Origin of the sequence: Microbacterium sp. NPDC056044 (assembly GCF_042267145.1) — a bacterium.
Lineage (GTDB): Bacteria > Actinomycetota > Actinomycetes > Actinomycetales > Microbacteriaceae > Microbacterium.
Genome location: NZ_JBHJWZ010000006.1, coordinates 130,686 through 153,686, shown reverse-complemented (window position 1 = coordinate 153,686; position 23,001 = coordinate 130,686). Strand labels below are relative to the sequence as shown.

The 23,001-nt window shown below is 70.9% G+C and carries 20 protein-coding genes; 13 read left to right on the top strand and 7 right to left on the bottom strand.

The annotated features are described in order from the left end of the window. The first annotated feature begins 7 nt into the window (after window positions 1–7). From hydA to ACFC1I_RS17825, 6 genes are read left to right on the top strand one after another with little or no spacing between them, the layout of a single operon-like run. On the top strand, window positions 8–1,450 hold the full coding sequence (gene hydA / locus ACFC1I_RS17850) for a dihydropyrimidinase (RefSeq protein ID WP_376012458.1): 1,443 nt from the start codon (window positions 8–10) through the stop codon (window positions 1,448–1,450). Window positions 1,451–1,460: 10 nt separating this feature from the next. Beyond that, window positions 1,461–2,480 carry a TIGR03842 family LLM class F420-dependent oxidoreductase gene (locus ACFC1I_RS17845; protein ID WP_376012455.1) on the top strand — a complete coding sequence of 340 codons (1,020 nt, stop codon included), beginning with the start codon at window positions 1,461–1,463 and terminating at the stop codon, window positions 2,478–2,480. Further along, entirely contained in the window at window positions 2,477–3,412 is a 936-nt protein-coding gene (locus tag ACFC1I_RS17840; RefSeq protein ID WP_376012452.1) for an ABC transporter permease, read from the top strand. The genes ACFC1I_RS17845 and ACFC1I_RS17840 overlap by 4 nt, the downstream gene beginning before the upstream one ends. Continuing rightward, entirely contained in the window at window positions 3,405–4,229 is an 825-nt protein-coding gene (locus ACFC1I_RS17835) for an ABC transporter ATP-binding protein (protein ID WP_376012449.1), read from the top strand. Before ACFC1I_RS17840 ends, ACFC1I_RS17835 begins: the two co-directional genes overlap by 8 nt. Next, window positions 4,226–4,993, top strand: a complete 768-nt coding sequence (locus ACFC1I_RS17830) for an ABC transporter permease (protein ID WP_376012446.1) — start codon at window positions 4,226–4,228, stop codon at window positions 4,991–4,993. Before ACFC1I_RS17835 ends, ACFC1I_RS17830 begins: the two co-directional genes overlap by 4 nt. Window positions 4,994–5,045: 52 nt before the next feature. Then, window positions 5,046–6,185, top strand: a complete 1,140-nt coding sequence (locus ACFC1I_RS17825; protein WP_376012443.1) for an ABC transporter substrate-binding protein — start codon at window positions 5,046–5,048, stop codon at window positions 6,183–6,185. A 25-nt stretch (window positions 6,186–6,210) separates the two neighbouring features. Here the strand turns inward: ACFC1I_RS17825 and ACFC1I_RS17820 are convergent, their stop codons facing one another. Both ACFC1I_RS17820 and ACFC1I_RS17815 read right to left on the bottom strand, forming a co-directional pair. Then, window positions 6,211–6,867, bottom strand: a complete 657-nt coding sequence (locus ACFC1I_RS17820; protein ID WP_376012441.1) for a response regulator — start codon at window positions 6,865–6,867, stop codon at window positions 6,211–6,213. Next, complete coding sequence (locus ACFC1I_RS17815; RefSeq protein ID WP_376012438.1) at window positions 6,864–8,051, bottom strand: sensor histidine kinase; 1,188 nt, start codon at window positions 8,049–8,051, stop codon at window positions 6,864–6,866. Before ACFC1I_RS17815 ends, ACFC1I_RS17820 begins: the two co-directional genes overlap by 4 nt. A 178-nt stretch (window positions 8,052–8,229) precedes the next feature. Between ACFC1I_RS17815 and ACFC1I_RS17810 the strand changes: the two genes are divergently transcribed. From ACFC1I_RS17810 to ACFC1I_RS17800, 3 genes are all read left to right on the top strand, one after another. After that, a complete protein-coding gene (locus tag ACFC1I_RS17810; protein ID WP_376012435.1) occupies window positions 8,230–8,970 on the top strand; it encodes a hypothetical protein in 741 nt (246 codons plus the stop codon). A gap of 125 nt (window positions 8,971–9,095) precedes the next feature. Continuing rightward, window positions 9,096–10,412, top strand: coding sequence for an aspartate aminotransferase family protein (locus ACFC1I_RS17805; protein WP_376012432.1), 1,317 nt, complete (start codon window positions 9,096–9,098; stop codon window positions 10,410–10,412). Window positions 10,413–10,457: 45 nt separating this feature from the next. Then, the gene (locus ACFC1I_RS17800) at window positions 10,458–11,975 is read left to right on the top strand and encodes a CoA-acylating methylmalonate-semialdehyde dehydrogenase (RefSeq protein WP_376012429.1); all 1,518 of its coding nucleotides are present in this window, start codon (window positions 10,458–10,460) and stop codon (window positions 11,973–11,975) included. A 442-nt stretch (window positions 11,976–12,417) separates the two neighbouring features. On the opposite strand, the gene ACFC1I_RS17795 is transcribed toward ACFC1I_RS17800, so the two are convergent. Beyond that, on the bottom strand, window positions 12,418–13,374 hold the full coding sequence (locus ACFC1I_RS17795; protein ID WP_376012426.1) for a diacylglycerol/lipid kinase family protein: 957 nt from the start codon (window positions 13,372–13,374) through the stop codon (window positions 12,418–12,420). A gap of 85 nt (window positions 13,375–13,459) precedes the next feature. Next, entirely contained in the window at window positions 13,460–13,906 is a 447-nt protein-coding gene (locus ACFC1I_RS17790; RefSeq protein ID WP_376013099.1) for an Lrp/AsnC family transcriptional regulator, read from the bottom strand. A gap of 115 nt (window positions 13,907–14,021) precedes the next feature. On the opposite strand from ACFC1I_RS17790, the gene ACFC1I_RS17785 reads away from it, so the two are divergent. The 3 genes from ACFC1I_RS17785 (at window position 14,022) to ACFC1I_RS17775 (ending at window position 17,418) form a co-directional block, all read left to right on the top strand. Then, window positions 14,022–15,455: a DUF6421 family protein gene (locus ACFC1I_RS17785; RefSeq protein ID WP_376012423.1), complete on the top strand. Its 1,434-nt coding sequence runs from the start codon at window positions 14,022–14,024 to the stop codon at window positions 15,453–15,455. A gap of 111 nt (window positions 15,456–15,566) precedes the next feature. After that, the gene (locus ACFC1I_RS17780) at window positions 15,567–16,289 is read left to right on the top strand and encodes an SDR family NAD(P)-dependent oxidoreductase (RefSeq protein WP_376012420.1); all 723 of its coding nucleotides are present in this window, start codon (window positions 15,567–15,569) and stop codon (window positions 16,287–16,289) included. A gap of 58 nt (window positions 16,290–16,347) precedes the next feature. Further along, window positions 16,348–17,418: a threonine aldolase family protein gene (locus ACFC1I_RS17775; protein WP_376012417.1), complete on the top strand. Its 1,071-nt coding sequence runs from the start codon at window positions 16,348–16,350 to the stop codon at window positions 17,416–17,418. Window positions 17,419–17,551: 133 nt separating this feature from the next. On the opposite strand, the gene ACFC1I_RS17770 is transcribed toward ACFC1I_RS17775, so the two are convergent. The 3 genes from ACFC1I_RS17770 to ACFC1I_RS17760 all read right to left on the bottom strand — a co-directional run bounded on the left by ACFC1I_RS17770 (window position 17,552) and on the right by ACFC1I_RS17760 (window position 22,031). Beyond that, on the bottom strand, window positions 17,552–19,255 hold the full coding sequence (locus ACFC1I_RS17770; protein ID WP_376012414.1) for a DivIVA domain-containing protein: 1,704 nt from the start codon (window positions 19,253–19,255) through the stop codon (window positions 17,552–17,554). 210 nt (window positions 19,256–19,465) lie between these two features. Then, a complete protein-coding gene (locus tag ACFC1I_RS17765) occupies window positions 19,466–21,379 on the bottom strand; it encodes a M3 family metallopeptidase (RefSeq protein WP_376012411.1) in 1,914 nt (637 codons plus the stop codon). A gap of 64 nt (window positions 21,380–21,443) precedes the next feature. After that, on the bottom strand, window positions 21,444–22,031 hold the full coding sequence (locus ACFC1I_RS17760; RefSeq protein ID WP_310288214.1) for an NUDIX hydrolase family protein: 588 nt from the start codon (window positions 22,029–22,031) through the stop codon (window positions 21,444–21,446). An 89-nt stretch (window positions 22,032–22,120) separates the two neighbouring features. Between ACFC1I_RS17760 and ACFC1I_RS17755 the strand changes: the two genes are divergently transcribed. Then, window positions 22,121–22,792 carry an alpha/beta hydrolase gene (locus ACFC1I_RS17755; protein WP_376012408.1) on the top strand — a complete coding sequence of 224 codons (672 nt, stop codon included), beginning with the start codon at window positions 22,121–22,123 and terminating at the stop codon, window positions 22,790–22,792. Window positions 22,793–23,001 lie beyond the last annotated feature (209 nt).

The following is a 23,001-nucleotide window of genomic DNA, read 5'->3' as shown; positions in this document are numbered from 1 at the left end:
ACGGGACATGGCGACCACACTCATCAAGGGCGGCACCGTCGTCTCGGCGACCGGCCGGGGCGAAGCGGACGTGCTCATCGACGGCGAGACCATCGCGGCCGTGCTCGCGCCCGGCTCGCAGCTTCTCGGGACGGATGTCGCGGCATCCGTCGACACCGTCATCGACGCGTCCGGCAAGTACGTGATCCCTGGCGGCATCGACGCGCACACCCACATGGAGCTGCCCTTCGGCGGCACCAATGCGTCCGACACGTTCGAGACCGGCACGCGGGCGGCCGCGTGGGGCGGCACGACGTCGATCATCGACTTCGCCGTGCAGCGCTACGGCGAGCGCGTGCAGGACGGCCTCGCTGCCTGGCACGAGAAGGCCGCGGGCAACTGCGCGATCGACTACGGCTTCCACCAGATCGTCGGCGGCGTCGACGACGACTCGCTCGCCGCGATGCGCGGTCTCGTCGACGAGGGGGTGTCGAGCTTCAAGCTCTTCATGGCCTACCCCGGCGTCTTCTACTCCGACGACGCCCAGGTGCTGAAGGCGATGCAGGTCTCGCAGGAGACCGGACTCCTCACGATGATGCACGCCGAGAACGGGCCGGCGATCGACGTGCTGGCGGCGCAGCTCGCCGAGGCGGGCAAGAAGGCGCCGTACTACCACGGCATCGCCCGCGCCTGGCAGATGGAGGAGGAGGCCACGCACCGCGCGATCATGCTCGCGAACCTCACCGGCGCCCCGCTGTATGTCGTCCACGTGTCGGCGAAGCAGGCCGTGGACCAGCTCGCCTGGGCGCGCGACCAGGGCTGGAACGTGTTCGGCGAGACGTGCCCGCAGTACCTGTACCTCTCGCTCGAGGAGCAACTGGGCGCGTTCAGCGAGGAGTGGGGGCAGTTCGAGGGCGCCAAGTGGGTGTGCTCGACGCCGCTGCGCTCGCGGCAGGAGGGCCACCAGCACCACATGTGGCAGGCGCTGCGCACCAACGACATCCAGATGGTGTCGACCGACCACTGCCCGTTCTGCATGAAGGGCCAGAAGGAGCTCGGCCTCGACGACTTCCGCGCGATCCCGAACGGCATCGGCTCGGTCGAGCACCGCATGGACCTCATGTACCAGGGCGTCGTGAGCGGCAAGATCACGCTGGAGCGCTGGGTCGAGCTGACGTCGACCACCCCGGCGCGCATGTTCGGCCTGTACGGACGCAAGGGCGTGATCCAGCCCGGCGCCGACGGCGACGTCGTGGTGTACGACCCGAACGGCCACACCTCCATCGGGTACGGGGAAGGCAAGACCCACCACATGAACATGGACCACTCCGCGTGGGAGGGCTACGAGATCGACGGGCACGTCGACACCGTCATCTCGCGCGGCAAGGTCGTGGTCGACGGCGGCCAGTACCTCGGCGCCAAGGGCGACGGCCGGTTCCTCAAGCGCGGCCTGTCGCAGTACCTGATCTGAGGAGCAGCCCATGGACTTCGGTGTCGTCCTCCAGACCAATCCGCCCGCCGCACGCACGGTCCAGCTCGCGAAGCTCGCCGAGGCGCACGGCTTCAGCCACGTGTGGACGTTCGACTCGCACCTGCTGTGGCAGGAGCCCTACGTCATCCACTCCGCGATCCTCGCCGAGACCAAGCGCGTCACCGTGGGGCCGTTCGTGACGAACCCCGCGACCCGCGATTGGACGGTCACGGCATCCGTCTTCGCCACGCTCAACGAGATGTACGGCAACCGCACGATCTGCGGCATCGGCCGCGGCGACTCGGCGGTGCGTGTCACGAACGGCAGGCCCACGACGATGGCCGAGCTGCGCGAGTCGATCCACGTGATCCGCGAGCTCGCCAACTCGAGGCCGGTCGAATACAAGGGCGCGACGCTGCAGTTCCCGTGGAGTCGGGGATCCGAGCTGGACGTGTGGGTCGCCGCGTACGGGCCGATGGCGCTGAAGCTCACCGGTGAGGTCGGCGACGGATTCATCCTCCAGCTCGCGGACGTCGACATCGCCGCGTGGATGATCAAGACGGTGAAGGATGCTGCGGCCGCCGCCGGCCGCGACCCCGAGTCGCTGTCGTTCTGCGTGGCGGCGCCGATGTACATCGGCGACGACCGGGAGCACATGCGCGAGCAGTGCCGCTGGTTCGGCGGCATGGTCGGCAACCACGTCGCCGACATCGTGGCGAAGTACGGCCACCACGGCGAAGGCGTGCCCGAGGCGCTCACCGACTACATCGAGCGCCGGCAGGGCTACGACTACAACACGCACGGCAAGGCCGACAACGACCACGTCGACTTCGTGCCCGACGACATCGTCGACCGGTTCTGCATCCTCGGCACGGCCGACGAGCACATCGCGAAGCTCGAGCAGCTGCGCGCACTCGGTGTGACCCAGTTCGCCGGGTACCTGCAGCACGACAACAAGGAGGAGACCCTCCGCGTCTACGGCGAGACCGTCATCCCGGCGCTCTCGGCCCACGTGACGGCGAAGACGTGACAGCGCGCTCGAGCCCGAAGCCCCGGCGTCGTGCCGGCGTCGCGAGCGCCGTCGTATACGGCATGCTCGGCGTCGCCGTGCTGATCCTGCTGTGGGAGCTGTACCGCGCGTTCGGGCCGCCTCAGGGTCTCGTGGTCGGCGCGGTCGAGGGCCAGACCGGCAGCGGTATCCGCCTCCTCCCTCGTGCCGACGAGCGCACGATGCCGCATGTCTGGGACATGATCGGCCGCGCGATCCAGCCCGTCACGCGCGCCCCGGGCGCGCTCCCCCTGGGCGCGGTCGTACTCATCGCAGCGCTGAACAGCCTGCTGCTGTCGACGCTCGGACTCGCCCTCGGATTCGTCGTCGGGATGCTGTTGGCTCTGGTCATGCTCCGCATCCGGCTGGCGGAGTGGGCGGTGCTGCCGTTCGTGATCCTCAGTCAGACCGTGCCGCTCATCGCCCTCGCCCCGCTGATCCGCAACTGGGGGTCGCGCCTGGAGTTCGGCTCGTTCTCGTGGGAGAGCTGGATGTCGGTCGTCGTGATCGCCTCCTACCTGGCGTTCTTCCCCATCGCCATCGGGGCGCTGCGCGGCCTGAAGTCGCCCGACACGATCCACGAGGAGCTGTTCCAGACGTACGCCGTCGGCTGGTGGGCGACCCTCGTGCGGCTGCGGCTGCCGGCATCCGTGCCGTTCCTGCTCCCCGCACTGCGCCTCGGAGCGGCCGGCGCCGTCGTCGGCACCGTCGTCGCCGAGATCTCGGTCGGCTACAACGACGGCATCGGCCGGCTGATCCTCGAGACCTCGGCGGCGGCATCCACCGATCCCGCACGGCCCTGGTCGCCGGTCTTCGGCGCGATCCTGCTCGGACTGCTCGCGGCGGGACTGATCGCCCTCATCTCACTCGCGCTCACGCGCTTCCGCCGGACGGAGAGCCTCGCCGATGCCTGATACCGCCACCGCCATCGCCGCTGTCCGTGTGACCGGGGTCGACCGCGTCTTCCCTGTGAAGGGCGGCACGCCGGTGACAGCCCTCACCGGGGTCGATCTGACCGTCGCCCCCGGCGAGTTCGTGTCGCTCATCGGTCCCTCCGGGTGCGGAAAGTCGACGCTGCTGCGGCTGATCGCCGACCTCGACGAGCCCACGAGCGGCTCCGTCGAGGTCTTCGGCACGCCGGCGCGCACGGCGCGAGCGCGCCGCGCGTACGGCATCGCGTTTCAGCAGGCGGCGCTCCTGCCCTGGCGTACGGTCAGTGCCAACATCGAGCTGCCGCTGCAGCTGCACGGGATCGACCGCCGCGCGCGGGCGGACCGCGTCGCCGAACTCCTCGACCTCATCGGACTCAGCGAGTTCGGAGGGCACTTCCCCGACCAGCTCTCCGGCGGGATGCAGCAGCGCGTCGCGATCGCGCGCTCGCTCGCCGAAGAACCGGGGCTCCTGCTGATGGACGAGCCCTTCGGCGCGCTCGACGAGATGACCCGGGAACGCATGCAGACGGAGCTTCTGCGCATCCGCGCCCGCACGGGCGCCGCGGTGGTCTTCGTCACCCACTCGATTCCCGAGGCCGTCTACCTCTCCGACCGCGTGGTGGTGATGTCGCCACGACCGGGCCGCATCACTGCGCAGCTCGAGGTGCGCCTGGGCGGGAGCGCGGAGCGGAGCGAGGATCTGCGCGAGGATCCGTCGTTCTTCGCCGATGTCACCGCCGTGCGGGAAGCCTTGCACGGGCCGGACTCCGGCCCCGGCCGGGGGTTCGACGTCCGATGAACCCTGCGGTCGAGACGGTGCTCAAGCGGGTGCTTCCGCCGCTCGCGCTGCTGGTGTTCGGCATCGCGCTGGTGCAGGTGCTGGTGACCGCGCTGGACATCCCGCCGTTCGTGCTCGCGAGTCCGGCGGCGATCTGGGACGAGATCGTCGCGTACCTCCCCGCCATCGCGTCCGCGACGCTCGTGACCGGACTGAACGCATTGTGGGGGCTGCTGCTCGGCAGCGTCATCGGCATCGCGCTGGCGGTGCTCGCCTCGCGCACGAGGGTGATCGACGGGATGCTCGCGCCGATCGTCGCCGCGATCGCCGTGGTGCCGATCGTCGCGCTCGCCCCGGTGCTGTACACGATGTTCGGCAGCACGTCCGAGACCGCGCGCGTGCTCATCGCGGCCGTCGCCGCGTTCGTGCCGATCTTCCTCAACACCCTGCGGGGCCTGCGGCAGGTGCGACCCGTGCAGCGCGACCTGCTGCGGGCGCTGGCCGCCACCCCGGCGCAGGTGATCCGCACCCTCACGATCCCGGCCGCGCTCCCCCACTTCTTCACCGGACTCCGCGTGGCGTCTTCGCTCGCCGTGATCTCGGCGCTGGTCGCCGAGTACTTCGGCGGCCCGCGCCAGGGCCTGGGCGCCGCGATCACCACCGCCGCGGCGAACTCCGCCTATGCGCGGGCATGGGCCTTCGTGCTCGGGGCGATCGTCCTCGGGCTCGCGTTCTTCCTCATCACGAGTCTCATCGAGCGCGCGTTCACACGCTTCGCCCGGTAGCCCGACGGGCCACTATCCCGCACTACCCGCACCACCACAGAGAGGGAATCACATGAGAAGCACACCTCGCCTCCTCGCCGGCGTCGCCGGCGCCGCGGCCGCCGCACTCCTGCTCGCCGGATGCTCGGGCGGCAGCACGCCCGACTCGGGTGACGCGACCAGCGACGAACTGACCCCCGTCACCCTGCAGCTCCAGTGGCTGACGCAGGCGCAGTTCGGCGGCTACTACCTCGCCGCCGCGAACGGGTACTGGGAGGACCTCGGCCTCGACGTCGAGATCATCCCCGGCGCCGTCGACATCGTCCCGCAGGACGTGCTCGCCGCCGGCGACGTCGACTTCGCGATCGCGTGGGTTCCCAAGGCCCTCGCCTCAATCGAAGCGGGCGCCGGGATCACCAACATCGCGCAGATCTTCGAGCGCTCCGGCACGCTCCAGGTCTCGTGGGCCGACAGCGGTCTCGAGACGCCCGCCGACCTGTCCGGCAAGACGATCGGCTCGTGGGGCTACGGCAACGAATGGGAGCTCTTCGCGGGCCTCACCGAGGCCGACGCGACGGATTACACCATCGTGCAGCAGAACTTCGACATGAACGCGCTGCTCAGCAGCGAGATCGACGCCGCCCAGGCGATGACCTACAACGAGTACGCCCAGCTGCTCGAAGCGACCGATCCCGAGACCGGGGAGCTCTACCAGCCCGAGGACTTCACCGTCATCGACTGGAACAAGGTCGGCACCGCGATGCTGCAGGACGCGATCTGGGCCAACGCCGAGCGCCTCGAGAGCGACCCCGAATACCAGGACACGGCCGTCAAGCTCATCCAGGGGGCGATCCTCGGCTGGATCGACCAGCGCGATGACCCGCAGGCCGCCGCAGACGAGGTGACCGCCGCCGGCTCCACGCTCGGCACGAGCCACCAGCTGTGGATGGCGAACGAGATCAACAAGCTCATCTGGCCCTCCACGAGCGGGATCGGACACATCAACGAGGACCAGTGGGATGCCACGGTCTCGATGGCTCTCGAGACCAAGAACCAGGACGGCGCCCAGGTCATCACCACCGACCCGCCGGCCTCCGCGTACACCAACGAGTACGTCGACAAGGCTCTCGAAGCGCTGCGCGCCGACGGCGTCGATGTGGAAGGCGCGGACTTCACGGCCGTCGAGGTCGAGCTCAAGCCCGGCGGCGAGTGAGTCCCGGCCCCGGGCGGCCGAGCGATCAGCCGCCCGGGGTGAGCAGTCCGCTCTCGTAGGCGAAGGCGACAGCCTGCACGCGGTCGCGCAGGCCGAGCTTCAGCAGCATCCGGCTCACGTGCGTCTTCACGGTCGCCTCTCCGAGGAACAGGATCGACGCGATCTCGGCGTTGCTGCGCCCGGCGGCGACGAGCCGCAGCACGTCGACCTCGCGCGGGCTGAGCTCCGCGAGCGTCGCCGCTGCGTCGGCGTCCACGCGCGGCGCCGTGGCGAACCGGTCGATCACGTGCCGGGTGATCGCGGGGTCGAGCACGCCCGAGCCCGCGGCCACCGCGCGCACCGCGTCCACCAGCTGCTCGGGAGACGACGCCTTCAGCAGGAACCCGGCGACCCCGGTCGCGAGCGCCTCATCGACGATCTCGTGCTCGTCGAACGTCGTGAGCATGAGGATGCCGGGGGCCGCAGCATCCGTCCCCATCCGACGCGCCGCCTCGAGGCCGTCCATTCCCGGCATGCGCACGTCGAGCAGCACGACGTCCGGAGCATGGCGTGCCACGAGCCGGAGGGCCTCGGCCCCGTCGGATGCCTCGCCCACGACCTCGACGTCGGTCTCGGCGCTGAGCACCATGCGCAGCCCCGCCCGCACCATCGCCTGATCGTCGACAAGCAGCACCCGGATCACGGCGCGACCGCGCTCTCGGGCAGTGTCGAACCCTCTCGCACCGGCACCTCGGCGACGACGCGCCAGCCCCCGCCCAGCGGACCGGCGGTGAGCGAGCCGCCGGCCACCGTCATGCGCTCCCGCATGATGCGGACGCCGTGGCCGCTCGCGGCAGCGGCGGCGTCCGTCGACCGGAAGACACCGTCGTCGGTCACGGTCACCCGCACCCGGCCGTCGACGTACGCGACCTCGATCGCAGTCGCGGCGGCACCGGCGTGACGCACGACGTTCGAGAGGGATTCCTGGATCACCCGCACCAGCGCCGTGTCCTGCAGGGGCGGGAGCGCCACCGGGTCGCCCACGACGTCGAGGGCGATCGGCATGCCGGACTCCCGCAGCGGCGCCAGCACCTTCTCGAGCCTGCTGAGCGACGGGTGCTCGTCGGGAGCGGGTTCGCGCATCAGGCCGACCACCCGGCGCATCTCGTCGACGGCCTCGCGGCCGACGCCTTCGAGGCCGCGCAGCACCTCCTGCGCGTCGGGGCGCTCGGGCAGGAGCCGGCGCAGGCCGCCGATCTGCAGCACCATCACGCTGACCTGGTGAGCCACCGAGTCGTGCACGTCGCGCGCGATGCGCGCGCGCTCGGCCATCACCGCCGCGGCCGCCGCTGCCTCGCGCTGCTCGGCGAGCTCGATCGCGAGCTCGCGCAGGCGCTGCGCCTGGCTCCGCTCGCGTCGCACGAGCAGGCCGACGCCGAAACCGGCCACGTACACCGACACCGTGAAGAGGCCCTCCCAGAGGGCCGCGGAACCGAGCACGCCCGCGGCGAGCGCGGCCACCACCCCGACCCCGAGCGCCCAGATCGCGCGGCGGGTGGGCAGGACGGCTGCGGCGCGGCCGATGAGCAGGATGATCGCGAGCAGCTGCACGCCACCCGGACCGGGCGCGCCCAGCAGGAGGTTGAACGGCGGCGACACCGCCGCGACGATCGCCGCGGTGAGGGGCAGCTTCGGCGCCAGCATGACGACGACGCCGACCGCGATCGGCGGGATCAGCGCCTGCGGCGGCACGATGACCCGGGTGTCGAGGAGGAACTCCATCACCGAGAGTGCGATCACGAGGGCGCCGCCGGCGACGAAGAGCAGGGCGGAACCGTAGCGCGACAGCCACGTGGCGGAGGGCGGAGCGGGATCGCGCGGCGTCATGCCCGACACGCTAGTGCCCGCGCGGCGGCGCCCGCGTCCTTCGTACGACGGAATGACGGCCGGCGGTGTTCCGCCGTGCGGCGCGACGGATCGATACGGGCGGGCGATCCGCCGCAGCATCCGTCGCCCATAGCTTCGGTGACGGCTCGCAGCGAGCCCCCGAACCGGAAGGACCGACATGACCACCCACGACACCCCGCCCGCCGCCACCGCACCGGTGCCGGCAGCGCGCGTCTCGCAGCATGCTGTGCCGATCGCGACAGCGGCCTCGGTGCCCGGACGCCGGCTCGCCGCGCTCGGCGGACTCGCCCTCCTCGCCGGTGCCGCCCTGTACACGGCGGGCATCGCGACGTCGCCGCCGCAAGCCTCGGAGGCGACCGCCGACTACATCGCGTCGCTCGCGGCCGACCCCGTCCTTACGCAGCTGTCGGCGACTCTGCTGCACTTCGGCAACCTGTTCCTCGCCCTGGGGTTCCTCGCGGTTCCCGGACTTGTCCGCGGCGCACGCGGCGGGTGGCTGGCACTCATCGGTGCGCTGCTCGCCACGCTCAGCCACGCCCTCGTCTCGGGCTGGGTGCTGTTCGACTTCTGGACGATGACGATCGGCCTCCAGCTCGACCCGGCGACCGCGGTCGCCGTGTCGGAGGGCGTCCAGGGCGGTGCCGTGTTCGGCATCCTGTCGATGCTGCCGATGCTCAACCTCATCGCGACCCCGCTCGCCACGGCCGGGCTCGCCCGCGCCGGCGTCGTGCCGTGGTGGCTGCTCGCGTTCGCGATCGTGCCGACGGTCGTCATGTTCGTCGTGCCGTTCACGCCCGTGCTGTTCGCCGCCCTCACCGCCGTCGGCTTCGTGCCGGCCGTGTGGTTCGGCGTCGCGATCCTCCGCCGGGTCCGCGCGGAGCGCTCGATCACCGCGTGACCGCCGTGCCGCCGGAAAGGACGGATCGTCCTTTTCGGCGGCACGACGAGCACGTCCGTCGGTTGACCGGAGGGGCGGGAGCGACGAACGTAGCCTCAGGAACCGACGATCCCCGGAGGCCGCACATGACCGAAGACCTCGACGCCCTCGCGAAAGAGCTCGACCGCGCGCACGTGTTCCACTCCTGGTCCGCGCAGGCGGGGCTGGACCTCCCCGTGATCGCCGGGGGCAAGGGCTCGGTCGTGTGGGACCACGCCGGCAATCGCCTCCTCGACTTCTCCAGCCAGATGGTGAACGTCAACATCGGGCATCAGCATCCATCCGTCGTCGCCGCCATCCGAGCGCAGGCCGACGAGCTGGCCACGATCGGCCCCGCCACGGCGCACCTGCGCCGCGGGCAGGCCGCGCAGCGGATCCTCGGCAAGGCGCCGGACGGCTTCACCAAGGTGTTCTTCACCAACGGCGGCGCCGACGCGATCGAGAACGCCATCCGCATGGCGCGCCTGCACACCGGCCGCGACACGGTGCTGTCGACGTACCGCTCGTACCACGGCAACACCGGCGCGGCGATCGTCGCGACGGGCGACTGGCGACGGATGCCGAACCAGTACGCCCGCGGACACGCGCACTTCTTCGGACCCTTCCTCTACCGCACCGAGTTCTGGGCGACGACCCGCGAGGAGGAGTCCGAGCGGGCGCTGCACCACCTCGAGCGCGTCATCCAGTCCGAGGGACCGTCGACGATCGCGGCACTGCTGCTCGAGTCGGTCCCCGGCACCGCGGGCATCATGCTGCCTCCGCCCGGCTACCTCGCCGGCGTGCGGGCGCTCGCCGACAAGTACGGGATCGTGCTGATCCTCGACGAGGTCATGGCCGGGTTCGGCCGCACCGGTCGCTGGTTCGCGTTCCAGGGCTACGACGTCGTGCCCGACCTCATCACCTTCGCGAAGGGCGTGAACTCCGGCTACGTCCCGGTGGGCGGCGTCATCATCTCCGACAAGATCGCGGCGACGTTCGACGACCGCGTCTTCCCCGGCGGGCTCACGTATTCCGGTCACCCTCTGGCGGCAGCATCCATCATCGCCGCCATCGATGCGATGGAGTCGGAGGGCATCGTCGAGAACGCCCGCCGCGTGGGCGAGGAGGCGATCGGCCCCGGCCTCGCGGAGCTGGCCGAGAAGCACCCGCTCATCGGCGAGGTGCGGGGCGAGGGCGTCTTCTGGGCGCTCGACCTCGTCACCGACCGCGAGACCCGGGAGCCGGTCGGCGCCGACGTGATCGGGCGCCTCAAGAAGGAGCTCACGTCGCGCGGGCTCCTGCCCTTCACCGCCGAGAACCGCCTCCACGTCGTGCCGCCCTGCGTGGTCACCGACGGGGAGGTGCACGAGGCGATGGCGATCTACGATGAAGCCCTGACGAGCGTCGAAGGCGACCTCGCGTGACACGTGCACGCCCTCTCACGAGGAGGGTTCCGAAGGAGGAACACGATGACTGACACCATGCCGCGCACCGAGACGGCGGTTCTCGACCACTGGATCAACGGCGCACCCTGGGCCGGGGCGTCCGAGCGCACCGGCCAGGTGTTCAACCCCGCGCTGGGGACGGTCCAGAAGGAGGTGCGGTTCGCGTCCCGCGAAGACGTCTCGGAGGCGGTGGATGCTGCGTCCGCGGCGTGGCTGCAATGGCGCGACGCCTCGATCGCCAAGCGCCAGGGCGTGCTCTTCGCCTTCCGCGAGCTGCTCAACGCGCGCAAGGAGGAGCTCGCCGAGATCCTCACCGCCGAGCACGGCAAGGTGCTCTCGGACGCGCGCGGCGAGATCGCCCGCGGCATGGAGGTCGTCGAGTTCGCCTGCGGGCTCGGACACCTGACCAAGGGCGCGTACTCCGAGAACGTGTCGACCGGCATCGACGTGTACACGCTGCGCCAGCCGCTGGGCGTCGTGGGCATCATCAGCCCGTTCAACTTCCCGGCCATGGTGCCGCTGTGGTTCTTCTCGATCGCGCTCGCCGCCGGAAACGCCGTGGTGCTGAAGCCGTCGGAGAAGGACCCGACCGCCGCGAACTGGCTCGCGGGCCTTCTCACCGAGGCGGGCCTGCCCGACGGCGTCTTCAACGTCGTGCACGGCGACAAGGAGGCGGTGGACGCGCTCCTCGAGCACCCCGACGTGCGGGCGATCTCGTTCGTCGGCTCGACGCCGATCGCGAAGTACGTCTACGAGACCGCGACCTCGCACGGCAAGCGCGTGCAGGCGCTCGGCGGCGCGAAGAACCACATGCTGGTGCTGCCGGACGCCGACCTCGACCTCGCCGCCGACGCCGCCGTGAACGCGGGCTTCGGCTCGGCTGGCGAGCGCTGCATGGCGATCTCGGTCGTGCTCGCGGTCGACTCGGTGGCCGACGCGTTCGTCGCGAAGGTGGCCGAGCGCATGGCGGGGCTCAAGGTGGGCGACGGCACGCGCGGCTGCGACATGGGACCGCTCATCACCGGACAGCACCGCGACAAGGTGACGTCGTACCTCGACGTCGCCGACGCCGACGGCGCCTCGGTCGTGGTCGACGGACGCGACGTCGAGATCGACGGCGAGCCCGGCGGGTTCTGGCTCGGACCGACCCTCATCGACAACGTGCCGACGTCGTCGACCGTGTACACCGACGAGATCTTCGGCCCGGTGCTCTCGGTCGTGCGCGTCGAGGGCTACGAGGAGGGCCTCGGCATCATCAATTCCAGCCGCTACGGCAACGGCACCGCGATCTTCACGAACGACGGCGGCGCCGCCCGGCGCTTCCAGCGCGAGGCGACAGTGGGCATGATCGGCATCAATGTGCCGATCCCGGTGCCGGTGGCGTACCACTCGTTCGGCGGCTGGAAGGCCTCGCTCTTCGGCGACGCCAAGGCCTACGGCCCCCACGGCTTCGAGTTCTTCACCGCCGAGAAGGCGATCACCTCGCGCTGGCTCGACCCGTCGCACGGCGGCATCAACCTGGGCTTCCCCCAGCACGACTGACGTGTCTTGCGCTCCCGCTCAGCGACCGACGCCTGGTCGCTGAGCGGGACTGCGCGCGCTGCGCGGCCCGCCGCCCGCCGCGCAGCGGCGCGTGTCGCGATACGCCCGGCACGAAGGCTTCTGTCGCGGGTGAGTCACTCTCTGAAAACTCGATTGAACTTCCGGTTCACACAGCCCTCCTGAGCGCCGGTCCCCCCTGCACGCGTGTGAACTGGAGGTTGTGATGTCCCGAGACATCACAGGCAGGCGAGCACCTGTGTGAACCGGAAGTTCAACGCGCAAGCGAGCACCTGTGTGAACCGGAGGTTCAACGGGCAAGCGAGCACCTGGGTGAACCGGAAGTTCAACGCGCAAACGAGCCCCTGTGTGAACCGGAAGTTCAACGCGCAAATGGGAACAACCGTGCGCCCGACGCGGAGGTCGCGGCGGCGAGGGCCACGCTTCAGCGTGCGCCGAGGGGTGCGTACACCGTCAACGCGCGCGGCACCGCCACGCAGCGCAGCGTGAAGCCGCCGGCATCCCGCTGCTCGAGCTCCCCATCGTGGACGAAGACGGACGGATGCCCCGGCTCGGGGCGCACCCGCAATTCCAGCTCCGGCACCACGAGCCGCTCGATGTCGGCATCGCGAGGGAACAGCCCGACCGCCCGCAGCACGGCCGCGGACCGCTTCCCGAACGCGAGCGACGCGAAGGCGCGGACCTTGGATCCGCGCGCGTGGTGGATGCGCACGTCCAGCACCGCAGTATCCGTCTCCTGCCGCTGCATCGTCGCGACCTGGTCCGGGTCGTTGCGGCCGACGCTTACGAAGACCGACCAGACCCGGGCCCGCCGGCCGTCGCGGACGATCGTCAGCGGCTCGGCGTGCCGCAGCGCGACCGCCGTGGCCACGGCACCGCCGAGCCACTTGCCCAGGCTGCTACGGCGCTCGCGCTCCTCGATGAGCTCCGGGTACGCGCCCACCGACACCACATTGAGCACCGTCACCGGGTCATCGCCGTCGGCCGTGGCCTCGGCGACGCCCACCTCGACGGTCGAACTCGCCTCATACGCGTCGATCGCCCCGTCCACGGTGTCGACGCCGAGCGCACGCACGAAGTGGTTGAACGTCCCGCCCGGCATCGCGAGCAGCGGACGATCGTGCTCGCGCGCGAGGTGCGCCATGCGCGACACCGAGCCGTCGCCGCCGTAGATCCCGAGCACGTGGGGCGCAGCATCCATCTCCATCGCTTCCGCGACGACACCGGCGACGTCTTCGCCATCCGCGAGTTCGAGCACGACGGCCTTGGGAAGCCGTTCGGCGAAGGTGTCGGCGGGATCGGCCCGCACGACGGCGGTGCCGGAAGCCGCGTTCCGCACGATGAGCAGACCACGGCCGTCGGATCGTGTCTCGGCGTCCATGCCGCGAGGGTATCGACGCGCGATGGGCCGGACGGGGGGCTTGCGCCGACGCCCGTGATCTGCCCGATGCCCCCGGCGACGCGCGTCAGGCGGGGAGGATCGGGCGGTTCTCGTAGAAGGTCTGCAGCACGACGGTCGTGCGGGTGTTGACCGAGGCGGCGGCGCGGATGTCGCGGATCAGCGACTCGAGATGCCGCGGCGACGCGACCCGCACGAGCAGGATGTAGCTCGCGTCGCCCGCGATCGAGTGGCAGGCCTCGATCTCGGTCAGGTGCTCGAGCAGCTCGGGCGCGGTGTCGGGCTGCGCGGGGTCGAGCGGCGTGATCTCGACGAACGCCGCGAGCGGCTTGCCGACCGCCTCCGCATCGACGAGGGCGCGGTAACCAGTGATGACGCCGCGCGACTCGAGGCGCCGCACGCGCGCCTGCACCGCAGACACCGACAGCCCGACGGCCGCCGACAGGTCGGCGAGGGTCGCGCGGGCGTCCTGCGACACCTCGCGCACGATGGCGGCATCGATCGCGTCGTCCAAGCCAGGCATGGCTCGACTCTAGTCGTGAACCGGAAATTTTCCTGCCCAACCGCATACACAAGGGAACTTCTCTAGAATCGACAGCGAAACCGCACTCGAAGATCGGAGGTTCACCATGTCCAGCAGCATCCTTCACACGTCGAAGGCCATCGTCGGCGAACCCGAGGTCGTCGAGGACGCCCGCGTCGCCGAGACGAGCGACGCCTGGCTGCGCCTCAAGGCGGCCGCGACCGCGATCCAGGCCCTGCAGCTCCAGGACGGATCGATTCCGGATGCCGCGTCCCACGCCGAAGCCCGCGCCATGGTCGCCGAGATCACGGCCGGCATCCGCGCGCTCGCGCCCGCGTTCCCGCACGACGCCGCGTACCTCTCCGCCTCGGTGCGCGACTTCGAGCGCTGGACGGACACCGGGTTCGGCGTCCCGGATTTCCTCGAGTCGCTGCAAGCCTTCCAGCCGCAGCAGCATCGGGCTGACGGCATCCGTCATCTCGTGGTCTTCCCGATGTACACGCAGAACGGGTCGCGCGACCGGCACGTCGAGGCCGTGCTCGTCGAGGTGATCTGGCCCGAGTTCATCGCGCAGCTCGAGGCCGGCGACTACGGCAACAAGCTGTTCGTGTCGCTGCGGTTCGTCGACTTCACGCCCGGGTACGACACCAACAGCGCCGTGCTGTTCCCCGAGACGGTCGCGATGCGCGAGATCCCGACGTTCACGTGGGGCGCGATCTTCCAGGACCGCGAGGCCGCGCGCTACCGCCGCGTCGTGCGTGCCGCCGCCGGGATCACGAAGCTCGACCTCCCCGCCGACGCCGCGCGCATGCTCGACGACCAGGCGCTCACCGAGAAGACGTTCGTGATGTGGGACATCATCCACGACCGCACCCACATGCGCGGCGACCTGCCGTTCGACCCGTTCATGATCAAGCAGCGCATGCCGTACTTCCTGTACTCGCTCGAAGAGCTGCGATGCGACCTCACCGCGTTCCGCGAGTGCGTCGCGATCGAGAAGCGGCTCGCGGCGCGCGTCGAGGCGGGCGAGACGCTCGACGCGGCCGAGGCCGAGATGCTCGAGCACGCGAAGCTCGTGCAGTACGCCGTGATCTTCGACCGCATCTTCCGGTTCTCGATCACCGGCACGCGCGTGCGCAACTACGACGGGCTCGGCGGCCAGCTGCTGTTCGCGTGGCTGCACCAGCGCGACGTGCTGCACTGGACCGACACCGCGCTCGCCTTCGACTGGGACGACGTGCCCGCCGCAGTCATCGCACTGGGCGAGGCGATCGACGAGCTCTACTGGCGCTCGATCGACCGCCCGAAGACCGCCCACTGGCTCGCAGCGTACGACCTCGTGCGCTCGACGCTGACCCCGAACCCCGCCTCGCTGTGGGCGCGCGGCCTTCCCGACGAGATCCTCGCGGGCGCCCCGAAGGGCTACACCGACGCGGTCCTGGACGACGAGTTCCCGCTGTCGATGTTCTTCGAGGCGCTCGACAAGAAGATGAAGCCCGTCATCGAGTCGACCGCCGGGATCACCGGGGCGGAGGCCTGACGCGCGTCTCGGCGAGATCGTATGATCTCGCCGAGACGACACGGTGTGCGCGCTCATCGCGTGTGCACGCGGCGAGAGCATGGTTCCTGAACGAGATGAAGAGGTGACCGGATGAGCGCGACAGGAGTTGCCGGACGCGCGGTTCTGATCGCGGGAGCGACGAGCGCATCCGGTCTCGCAGCGGCCCGGGTGCTGCGCGCCGCCGGCGCGCGGGTCATCGCGGTCGGGCGCGACGAAGCCAAGCTCGCGGAGCTGCGCGATGCACTCGGCACGGATGCCTCGTCCCTCGTCTCCGAGCCCGTCGGGGCCGTTCGCACGGAGGTGTGCGACCTCACCGACGAAGCCGCGGTCGCTTCTCTCGCGGAGCGCATCCACGCCACCGACGGGCCCATCGACGGCGTGCTGCACCTCGTCGGCGGTTGGCGCGGCGGAGGCGGGCTCGCCGGCCAGACCGACGCGGACTTCCGCTTCCTCGAGGGCTCGCTCACGGCGCTGCGCCACGTCAGCCGTGCGTTCGACGCAGACCTGCGGGCCTCCGAGGCGGGGCGTCTCGCGGTGGTGTCCTCGACAGCGGTGGCGCGTCCGCTCGCCGGCGGCGCGAACTACGCCGCAGTGAAGGCCGCGACCGAGGCGTGGGCGCGCGCCGTCGCGCAGGGCTTCGCGAAGAACGCCCGTGATGGCGGCGGGCCGGTGGCCGCAGCATCCGTCATCTTCCGCGTGAAGAGCCTCGACGGGCTCGAGGAGGCGCTCGCGCAGCGCTTCGCCGACCTCTGGCTGGCCGACGCCGCCGACATCAACGACACCATCGTCGAGCTCACCGACCCCTCGCTGTGACCCGGCTCGCGTCCGGCGCCGGCCCACGCCGGAGCCACCCGAACTAGATTGGACACCCGTGACCACGATCCACGACCCGAACCTGCGCGGCTTCGCCAGCGATAACTACTCCGGCATCCACCCCGAGGTGCTCGCGGCGATCGCCGCGGCCAACGACGGCCACCAGGTCGCCTACGGCGCCGACGTCTACACCGCGCGTCTGCAGGAGGTCATGGCCCGGCATTTCGGTGAGGGCGTCGAGGCGTACCCGGTGTTCAACGGCACCGGCGCGAACGTGGTCGGACTGCAGTCGATGCTCCCCCGCTGGGGCGCCGTGGTCTCGGCCGGCACCGCGCACATCAACGTCGACGAGGGCGGCGCGCCCGAGCGGGTGGCCGGTATCAAGCTGCTGACCGTGCCGACCGACGACGGCAAGCTCACGCCCGAGCTGATCGACCGTGAGGCGTGGGGCTGGGGCGACGAGCATCGCGCACAGCCGCTGGTCGTGTCGATCACGCAGTCGACCGAGCTCGGCACGCTGTACACGGTCGACGAGATCAGGGCGATCGCCGACCACGCCCACAGCCTCGGCATGCATCTGCACATGGACGGCTCGCGCATCTCGAACGCCGCGGCCTCCCTCGACGTGCCGTTCCGCGCCTTCACCCGCGACGCCGGGGTCGACGTGCTGAGCTTCGGCGGCACCAAGAACGGCGCGATGCTCGGCGAGGCCGTCGTGGTGCTGAATCCCGAGGCGTCCGAGGGCCTCACCTTCCTCCGCAAGCTCGACATGCAGCTCGCCTCGAAGATGCGCTTCGTGTCGGCGCAGCTGCTCGCGCTCCTCGAGGGCGACCTGTGGCACCGCAACGCCTCGCACTCCAACGCGATGGCGCAGCGCCTGCGCGCCGGCATCGAGGCGGGGCTCGCCGACGGCTCGATCTCGGGCATCGCGTTCACGCAGCCGACCCAGGCGAACGGCGTCTTCGCGACCCTGCCCGACGGTGTGGCAGATCGCCTCCGCTCCACCTTCACGTTCTACGACTGGGATGCTGCGAAGAACGAGGTCCGCTGGATGTGCAGCTTCGACACCTCCGAGAACGACATCGACGCCTTCCTGGCCGCGATCGCCCGGGAGACCTCGGCCTCCTGAGCCCGCACGCCGTCCCCCGCTCGTTGAGCGAGCGAGGCACGAGCAGGACGAAACGCCCCGGACTTCACGCAAAGTCCGGGGCGTTTCGTCGTCGCGCGCCCAAGCGCGCTCCGCTCAGCGAGCGGGAGAAGGCTCAGCCTTCGTGGTGCTGTTCGCGCTCCTGGTCGCCGTCGTGGTCATCGGTTCCGGGATCCTCGGCCTCTGACGACTCGTCCGCGACCTCGGCTTCGCCGGCCTCGGCGTCCGCAACCTCGACTTCGCCGGCCTCAGCGTCAGCCTCCGCAACCTCGACTTCGGTGACTTCGGCCTCCGCAACCTCGGGTTCGTCGTCGACGGCGGCCGCAGCATCCGTCCGCTCCGCGTCAGCGTCGTCCGCCACGGAGGCCTGCGCCGCCGGCTCCGCACCGTCGGCCGCATCCTCGGCCGACGCCAGCGGACCCTCGGGGCGGATGAGCTCCTTGACCTCGGCCATGAAGCTCATCAGCTGGTGCTGCTGCCAGCGCAGCTGGCGCGTGCGGTCCTCGGCATCGCGGAGCACCGACTGGGAGTGCGTCGTCACCAGGTCGATGATGCGCTCAGCCTTCACATGGGCGCGGTCGAGGTGCTCGCGGGCGCGCAGCTGCGCGTCGGCCTCGATCTGCTGAGACTGAGCGCGCATGAGCCGCTCGAAGTCCTCGGCCTTCACCGACACGCGCTGCGCGTGCTCGAGCGACGCAGAGACCTGCTCGTTGGCGTCCTGCGTGATGCGCTCCGCGTGCGCGACCGCCTGGTTGTGCAGCACCAGGAACTCCTGGTGCGCGTCATCCTGGCGACGGGTGAGGGATGCCTCGAACTCGAGGGCGCGCAGGCGCAGCTCGCGCACCGTCTCCTCGGCCTCGGAGCGGTCGCGCGCGGTCTCGCGGGCGACGGTCGAGCGCAGCACCGCCGCGCCCTTCTCGGCCTCGGACCGGATCGCGGCGGCCTCGCGCTCGGCCTGCGACACCTTCTCGGCCGCGAAAGCCGTCTCGCGCTCGAGGCGCGCCTCGTGGGCGGTCAGCTCGGTGTCGATCTTGAGCTTGATCTGCTGGGCGTCGTGCTGGGCCTGCGAGACGATGCCGTCGGCCTCGGCCTGCGCCGACGCGCGGCGGTTCGCGATCTCCTCGCGGGCGGCCTCGAGCAGCCGGTCGCCCTGGGTCGTGGCGTTGCGGATGAGCAGGCTCGCCTGGTCTTCGGCGACCCGCAGCACCTCCTCGAACTGCTGGCGGTTGGGCGACTCGGTGGTCGCGCCGACGAGCTCGTCGCTGAGGGCCTGCACGCGCTGCTCGGCGTCGGCGACCTTCGCGTTGGCGAGCTCGAGCTCGCCCTCGAGCCGCTTGACCGCGTCTCCCTCTTCTTCGCGGGCGGCGGATGCCTCGGCCGCGACGCGCTCGAGTTCCGCCTGTCGCGTCTGCTCGGCCTCGGCGAGGGCCGCCTCGAGCCGGTCGATCTCGTCCTGTCGGGCGGCGAGCGTGGCGTCGATCTCCGCCTGACGCGCGGCGATCGCGTCGTCGATCTCTGCCTGCCGCGCCTCTGCCGCGGCCTGAAGCTCGGCTTCGAGCCGGTCAGCCTTGGCGCGGCTCTGTGCGACGGCGGCGCCGGCGCGGCGCTGGTGTTGCTTGAGCTGCGCCGCTTCGTCCTTGGCCGCCCTGGCCATGGTGTCGAGTCGCGCGATGGCGGCGTCGACCTCGTCTCGGTCGTACCCCCGGAAAGATGTCGTGAACCCGGCGACCACCGTCGGCGACGATGATGCGCCAAGAAGGCTTTCGAAGGAGGACTCCTCGCCGCCGTTGACAGCGGGAACGGGCTGGTGGTCGGACATCGAGACTCCGGTTCAAGATTTCGCGGTGTCGGCGGGCAGGGCGCGGCTTCAGCGCTCGCCCTGCGTCGCGGCCCCAGACCGACGGCGTTCAGCGAGCGCGCACCCTGATCGAGACGACACCCGGGGGGGGGTTGTGTCGCACCAAATCTGCAGATCGGGTAGCAGAACCTTACCGCCCCCGGTTATGTCTGCGAAACGCGGTGCCGAACGTCATTCGCCCGCGAGCCAGTCGCGGTACGCGTCGAACGACGACGGGCGTCCGAGGAAGGCCTCGACGAGGTCCCTGGCGTCGCGGGATCCGCCCCGTTCCAGCACCTCGGTGCGGTAGCGCCGAGCAGCCTCGGGGTCCATCAGGCCGGCGTCGAATCCGCTCAGCAGATCGCGCGCGATCACGAGGCTCCACTGGTACGTGTAGTAGCAGGCGCCGTAGCCGGTGAGGTGCCCGAATCCGGCATAGGAGTGGAGTCCTCCCAGCGGCTGGACGGGACTGGATGCCGCGTACAGGCGTTCCGTCTCGGACTGCAGGTCGGCGGGCCGGTCGACGTGGAGGTGGTACGACACGTTCGCGTGTCCCAGCTGGCGGCGCACCTCGAGCGCGCGGCCGAACGCGTCGGCGGTGCGCATGCGCGCGACGAGGTCGGCCGGGATGGGCTCGCCGTCGGCGTTCGCGCTGAAGGAGGCCAGCACGTCGGCGTCCCACGCCCACTCCTCGAGGAGCTGGCTCGGCGCCTCGACGAAGTCCCACTCGGTCGCGACCCCGCTGAAGCGGGCGAAGCGCTGCCGTCCCCCGAGGATGTCGTGCACCAAGTGCCCGAACTCGTGGAAGAAGGTCACGACTTCGTCGTGTTCGAGCAGGCCGCGCGAGAAGTTGCAGAGCAGCGCCGCCTCGGGGAGCACGCGCCCCGAGACGCCCGGCGCCAACGGGAAGCAGGCCGCGTGGTTGAACTTGCCCTCGCGGCGGTGCAGGTCGAGGTGGATGCGACCGAGGCGATCAGCACCCCGCACCACGTCGAACGACTGCACGTCGCCGTGCCACGCGGGCACGTCCACAGGCACGTACTCGACGTCGAGCAGGCGTCCCGTGACGTCCACCACGCCCGCGACGACGCGCTCGAACGGGAAGTACGACCGCACGAGCTGCGCGTCGACGTCGTACTGCTCCCGCTTGATCGTCCCGAGCAGGTACCAGAAGTCGGCGACCGAGACGACGTCGGCATCGGGCACGTCGCGGCGCAGGCGCTCGAGGAGGATCGGGTACTCGGCATCCGTCGCCGCCTGCGAAGCGTCGTCGAGCCGCGACAGGAAGGCCGGGATCTCGGCGCCCGCGCCGATCATGCGGGTCTCGGTCTCGTAATCGGCCCAGTCGGGGTAGCCGAGCAGGCGGGCCCGCTCGGCGCGCACCTCGAGCAGCTCCGTCAGGATCGCGTCGTTCTCGGGCCACGCGAGGTCGTTGTACGCGCTCACGAGCGCGACGCGCGTGGCGCGGTCGTGCGCGTAGTCGCGGATGGGCATGAGGTCGGGGTAGTCGGTCGACAGCACGACCCGCCCGTCGGCGTCTGCGGGGTGCGCGTCGAGGAAGTCCTGCGGCATGCCCGCCAGTCCTTCGACCGGAACGGTGATCTCGCGGCGCCCGTCGCGGATGTTGCGCGAGAACGCCAGCGAGAGCTCGGTGTCACGGTCGGCGAGCTCCCTGGCCCGCTCGCGGTCGGCCTCGTCGAGCTCGACACCGCCGCGGCGGAAGTCGCGCAGCAGGTGCGCGAGCAGACGCCCCTGATCTTCGTCGAGACCCTCGGCCGAGGCATCCGCGAAGGAGTTCCAGAGGTCGCGGTTCAGCAGCCGCGCCGCCGACAGCGACTCGACCGCCTGCACCTGCGATTCGGCGGCCTCGCGCACCTCGGCGTCGGGGTGCGCCTCGCTCACGACGTAGGCCTCGCTGAGGGCCTCGGCGAGCGCGATGTCGGCGTCGTTCCAGAGCTCGAGGCGCTCGGCGGTGCGGAGCGCGGGCTCGGAGGTCAGGCGCGCGTCGATCTCGTGCACGCGAGCGATCCGTTCGGCGGGGCGCTCGCTCACGAAGACCGCCCAGCCGGCGGCGTCGGATGGGAAGGGCAGGGGCGCGAGAGTCACCCTGCGAGCCTATGCGCGGGCGGCGACACCGCGCGAGGGCGGGATCCCCACGGGCTCGCCGAGATCAGCGCAGGGCGCCGACGCTCGCGAGCGCCATGCGCACGAGGGTGCCGCGTCCGCCTTCCATCTCGGCGGAGAGGGCGTCGGATGCTGCCTCCTCCGGTGTCAGCCACGTCACTTCGAGCGCGTCCTGACGCGGCTCGCACGTGCCGGTGACGGGGACGACGAACGCGAGCGACACGGCGTGCTGGCGGTCGTCGTGATAGGCGCTGACGCCCGGGAGGGGGAAGTACTCGGCGACGGTGAAGGGCGTCGGCTGCGGAGGCAGCAGGGGGAAGGCCATCGGCCCGAGGTCGTTCTCGAGGTGGCGGAACAGCGCGTCGCGGACGGTCTCGCCGTACCGCACGCGGCCCGACACGATGGTCCGCGAGATCTCGCCGATGGGGGTCGCCCGCAGCAGGATGCCGACCTGTGTCACCTGCCCCATGCCGTCGGTGCGCACCGGAACGCCCTCGACGTAGAGCATGGGCAGCCGGCGACGGGCCTCCTCGAGCTCGATGTCGCTCAGCCACGCGGGGTTCGAGACGTTGCCGGCCGGCGGGCCGAACGGCTCGTCGCCCGCAGGTTCGGGGTCGGGAGTGCGCACGGACATGCCTCTTGTATACCCCGCGCGACCCGCCCGCGACGAGGCCGGGCTGCGCGCAGCCCGGCCGTGTCGGCGGCGCATGTCAGGATGAGGGCATGCCGGAAGCGCTCGTCCTCGATGCCGATGCCGTGCTGTGGTCGACCGATCGGTCGGCGCTCGCGGGGCGCCACCTCCTCCTGCTGCTCCACGGCTACGGCGCCGACGAGCACGACCTGTATCCCCTCCGCGGCTACCTTCCCGAGGCCCTCGCCGTGGCGAGCCTGGCCGCTCCCCTCGTTCCGCCGTGGCCGGCGCCGGGCCGGTCCTGGTACCCGATCGACGGCCTGGACGGCCGCGACCCCTCGCACGTGAACCGCGCGGCCGAGGCGGTGATCACGTGGGTCGACGCGCACGCCGGGGGCGTAGCATCCGTCGGCCTTCTCGGCTTCTCGCAAGGCGCCGCCGTCTCTCTGCAGGCGATGCGGCTGGCACCCGAGCGCTTCGCGTACGCGGTGAACCTGTCGGGCTACGTCACGCCGGGCGAGCTTCCGCACGACGCCGAACTCGCCGAGCGCCGCCCGCCGGTGTTCTGGGGGCGCGGCACGAACGACGACGTCATCCCGGGGTTCCTCGTCGTGCACACCACGCAGTGGCTGCCCGAACGCGTCGACCTCAGCGGCCGCGTGTACCAGGGCCTCACGCACAGCGTCTCGGAGCAGGAGCTCGACGACGTGCGGATCTTCCTCGACAAGCGCCTCGAAGACCTGACGGCAACCCCCGGGTCCTGACCCACCCTGGCCCTGTCCAGGGATGTCGGCTATGGTGGCTGACGGCCTTGTCCCCTCCGTGAGGAACTCCCTTGAAGCTGATCGACGCGACCGCGCTGTAATCGCGCTGCTCCGTCGACTCTCGACGCGCCAGCGCTTGAACAACTTCGCGCTGCCGTCGATCCGCCGCTTCTGACTCCGCTCCGGCATGCCCGGGCGACGCTGCGCGG

Excerpts from the sequence above, each read along its gene's own strand:
- ACFC1I_RS17770 (WP_376012414.1), bottom strand. The coding sequence starts at position 19,255 with ATGTCCGACCACCAGCCCGTTCCCGCTGTCAACGGCGGCGAGGAGTCC.
- ACFC1I_RS17830 (WP_376012446.1), top strand. The coding sequence starts at position 4,226 with ATGAACCCTGCGGTCGAGACGGTGCTCAAGCGGGTGCTTCCGCCGCTC.
- ACFC1I_RS17785 (WP_376012423.1), top strand. The coding sequence starts at position 14,022 with ATGTCCAGCAGCATCCTTCACACGTCGAAGGCCATCGTCGGCGAACCC.
- ACFC1I_RS17795 (WP_376012426.1), bottom strand. The coding sequence starts at position 13,374 with ATGGACGCCGAGACACGATCCGACGGCCGTGGTCTGCTCATCGTGCGG.
- ACFC1I_RS17760 (WP_310288214.1), bottom strand. The coding sequence starts at position 22,031 with ATGTCCGTGCGCACTCCCGACCCCGAACCTGCGGGCGACGAGCCGTTC.
- ACFC1I_RS17780 (WP_376012420.1), top strand. The coding sequence starts at position 15,567 with ATGAGCGCGACAGGAGTTGCCGGACGCGCGGTTCTGATCGCGGGAGCG.
- ACFC1I_RS17825 (WP_376012443.1), top strand. The coding sequence starts at position 5,046 with ATGAGAAGCACACCTCGCCTCCTCGCCGGCGTCGCCGGCGCCGCGGCC.
- ACFC1I_RS17835 (WP_376012449.1), top strand. The coding sequence starts at position 3,405 with ATGCCTGATACCGCCACCGCCATCGCCGCTGTCCGTGTGACCGGGGTC.
- ACFC1I_RS17815 (WP_376012438.1), bottom strand. The coding sequence starts at position 8,051 with ATGACGCCGCGCGATCCCGCTCCGCCCTCCGCCACGTGGCTGTCGCGC.
- ACFC1I_RS17800 (WP_376012429.1), top strand. The coding sequence starts at position 10,458 with ATGACTGACACCATGCCGCGCACCGAGACGGCGGTTCTCGACCACTGG.
- ACFC1I_RS17810 (WP_376012435.1), top strand. The coding sequence starts at position 8,230 with ATGACCACCCACGACACCCCGCCCGCCGCCACCGCACCGGTGCCGGCA.
- ACFC1I_RS17845 (WP_376012455.1), top strand. The coding sequence starts at position 1,461 with ATGGACTTCGGTGTCGTCCTCCAGACCAATCCGCCCGCCGCACGCACG.
- ACFC1I_RS17755 (WP_376012408.1), top strand. The coding sequence starts at position 22,121 with ATGCCGGAAGCGCTCGTCCTCGATGCCGATGCCGTGCTGTGGTCGACC.
- ACFC1I_RS17805 (WP_376012432.1), top strand. The coding sequence starts at position 9,096 with ATGACCGAAGACCTCGACGCCCTCGCGAAAGAGCTCGACCGCGCGCAC.
- hydA (WP_376012458.1), top strand. The coding sequence starts at position 8 with ATGGCGACCACACTCATCAAGGGCGGCACCGTCGTCTCGGCGACCGGC.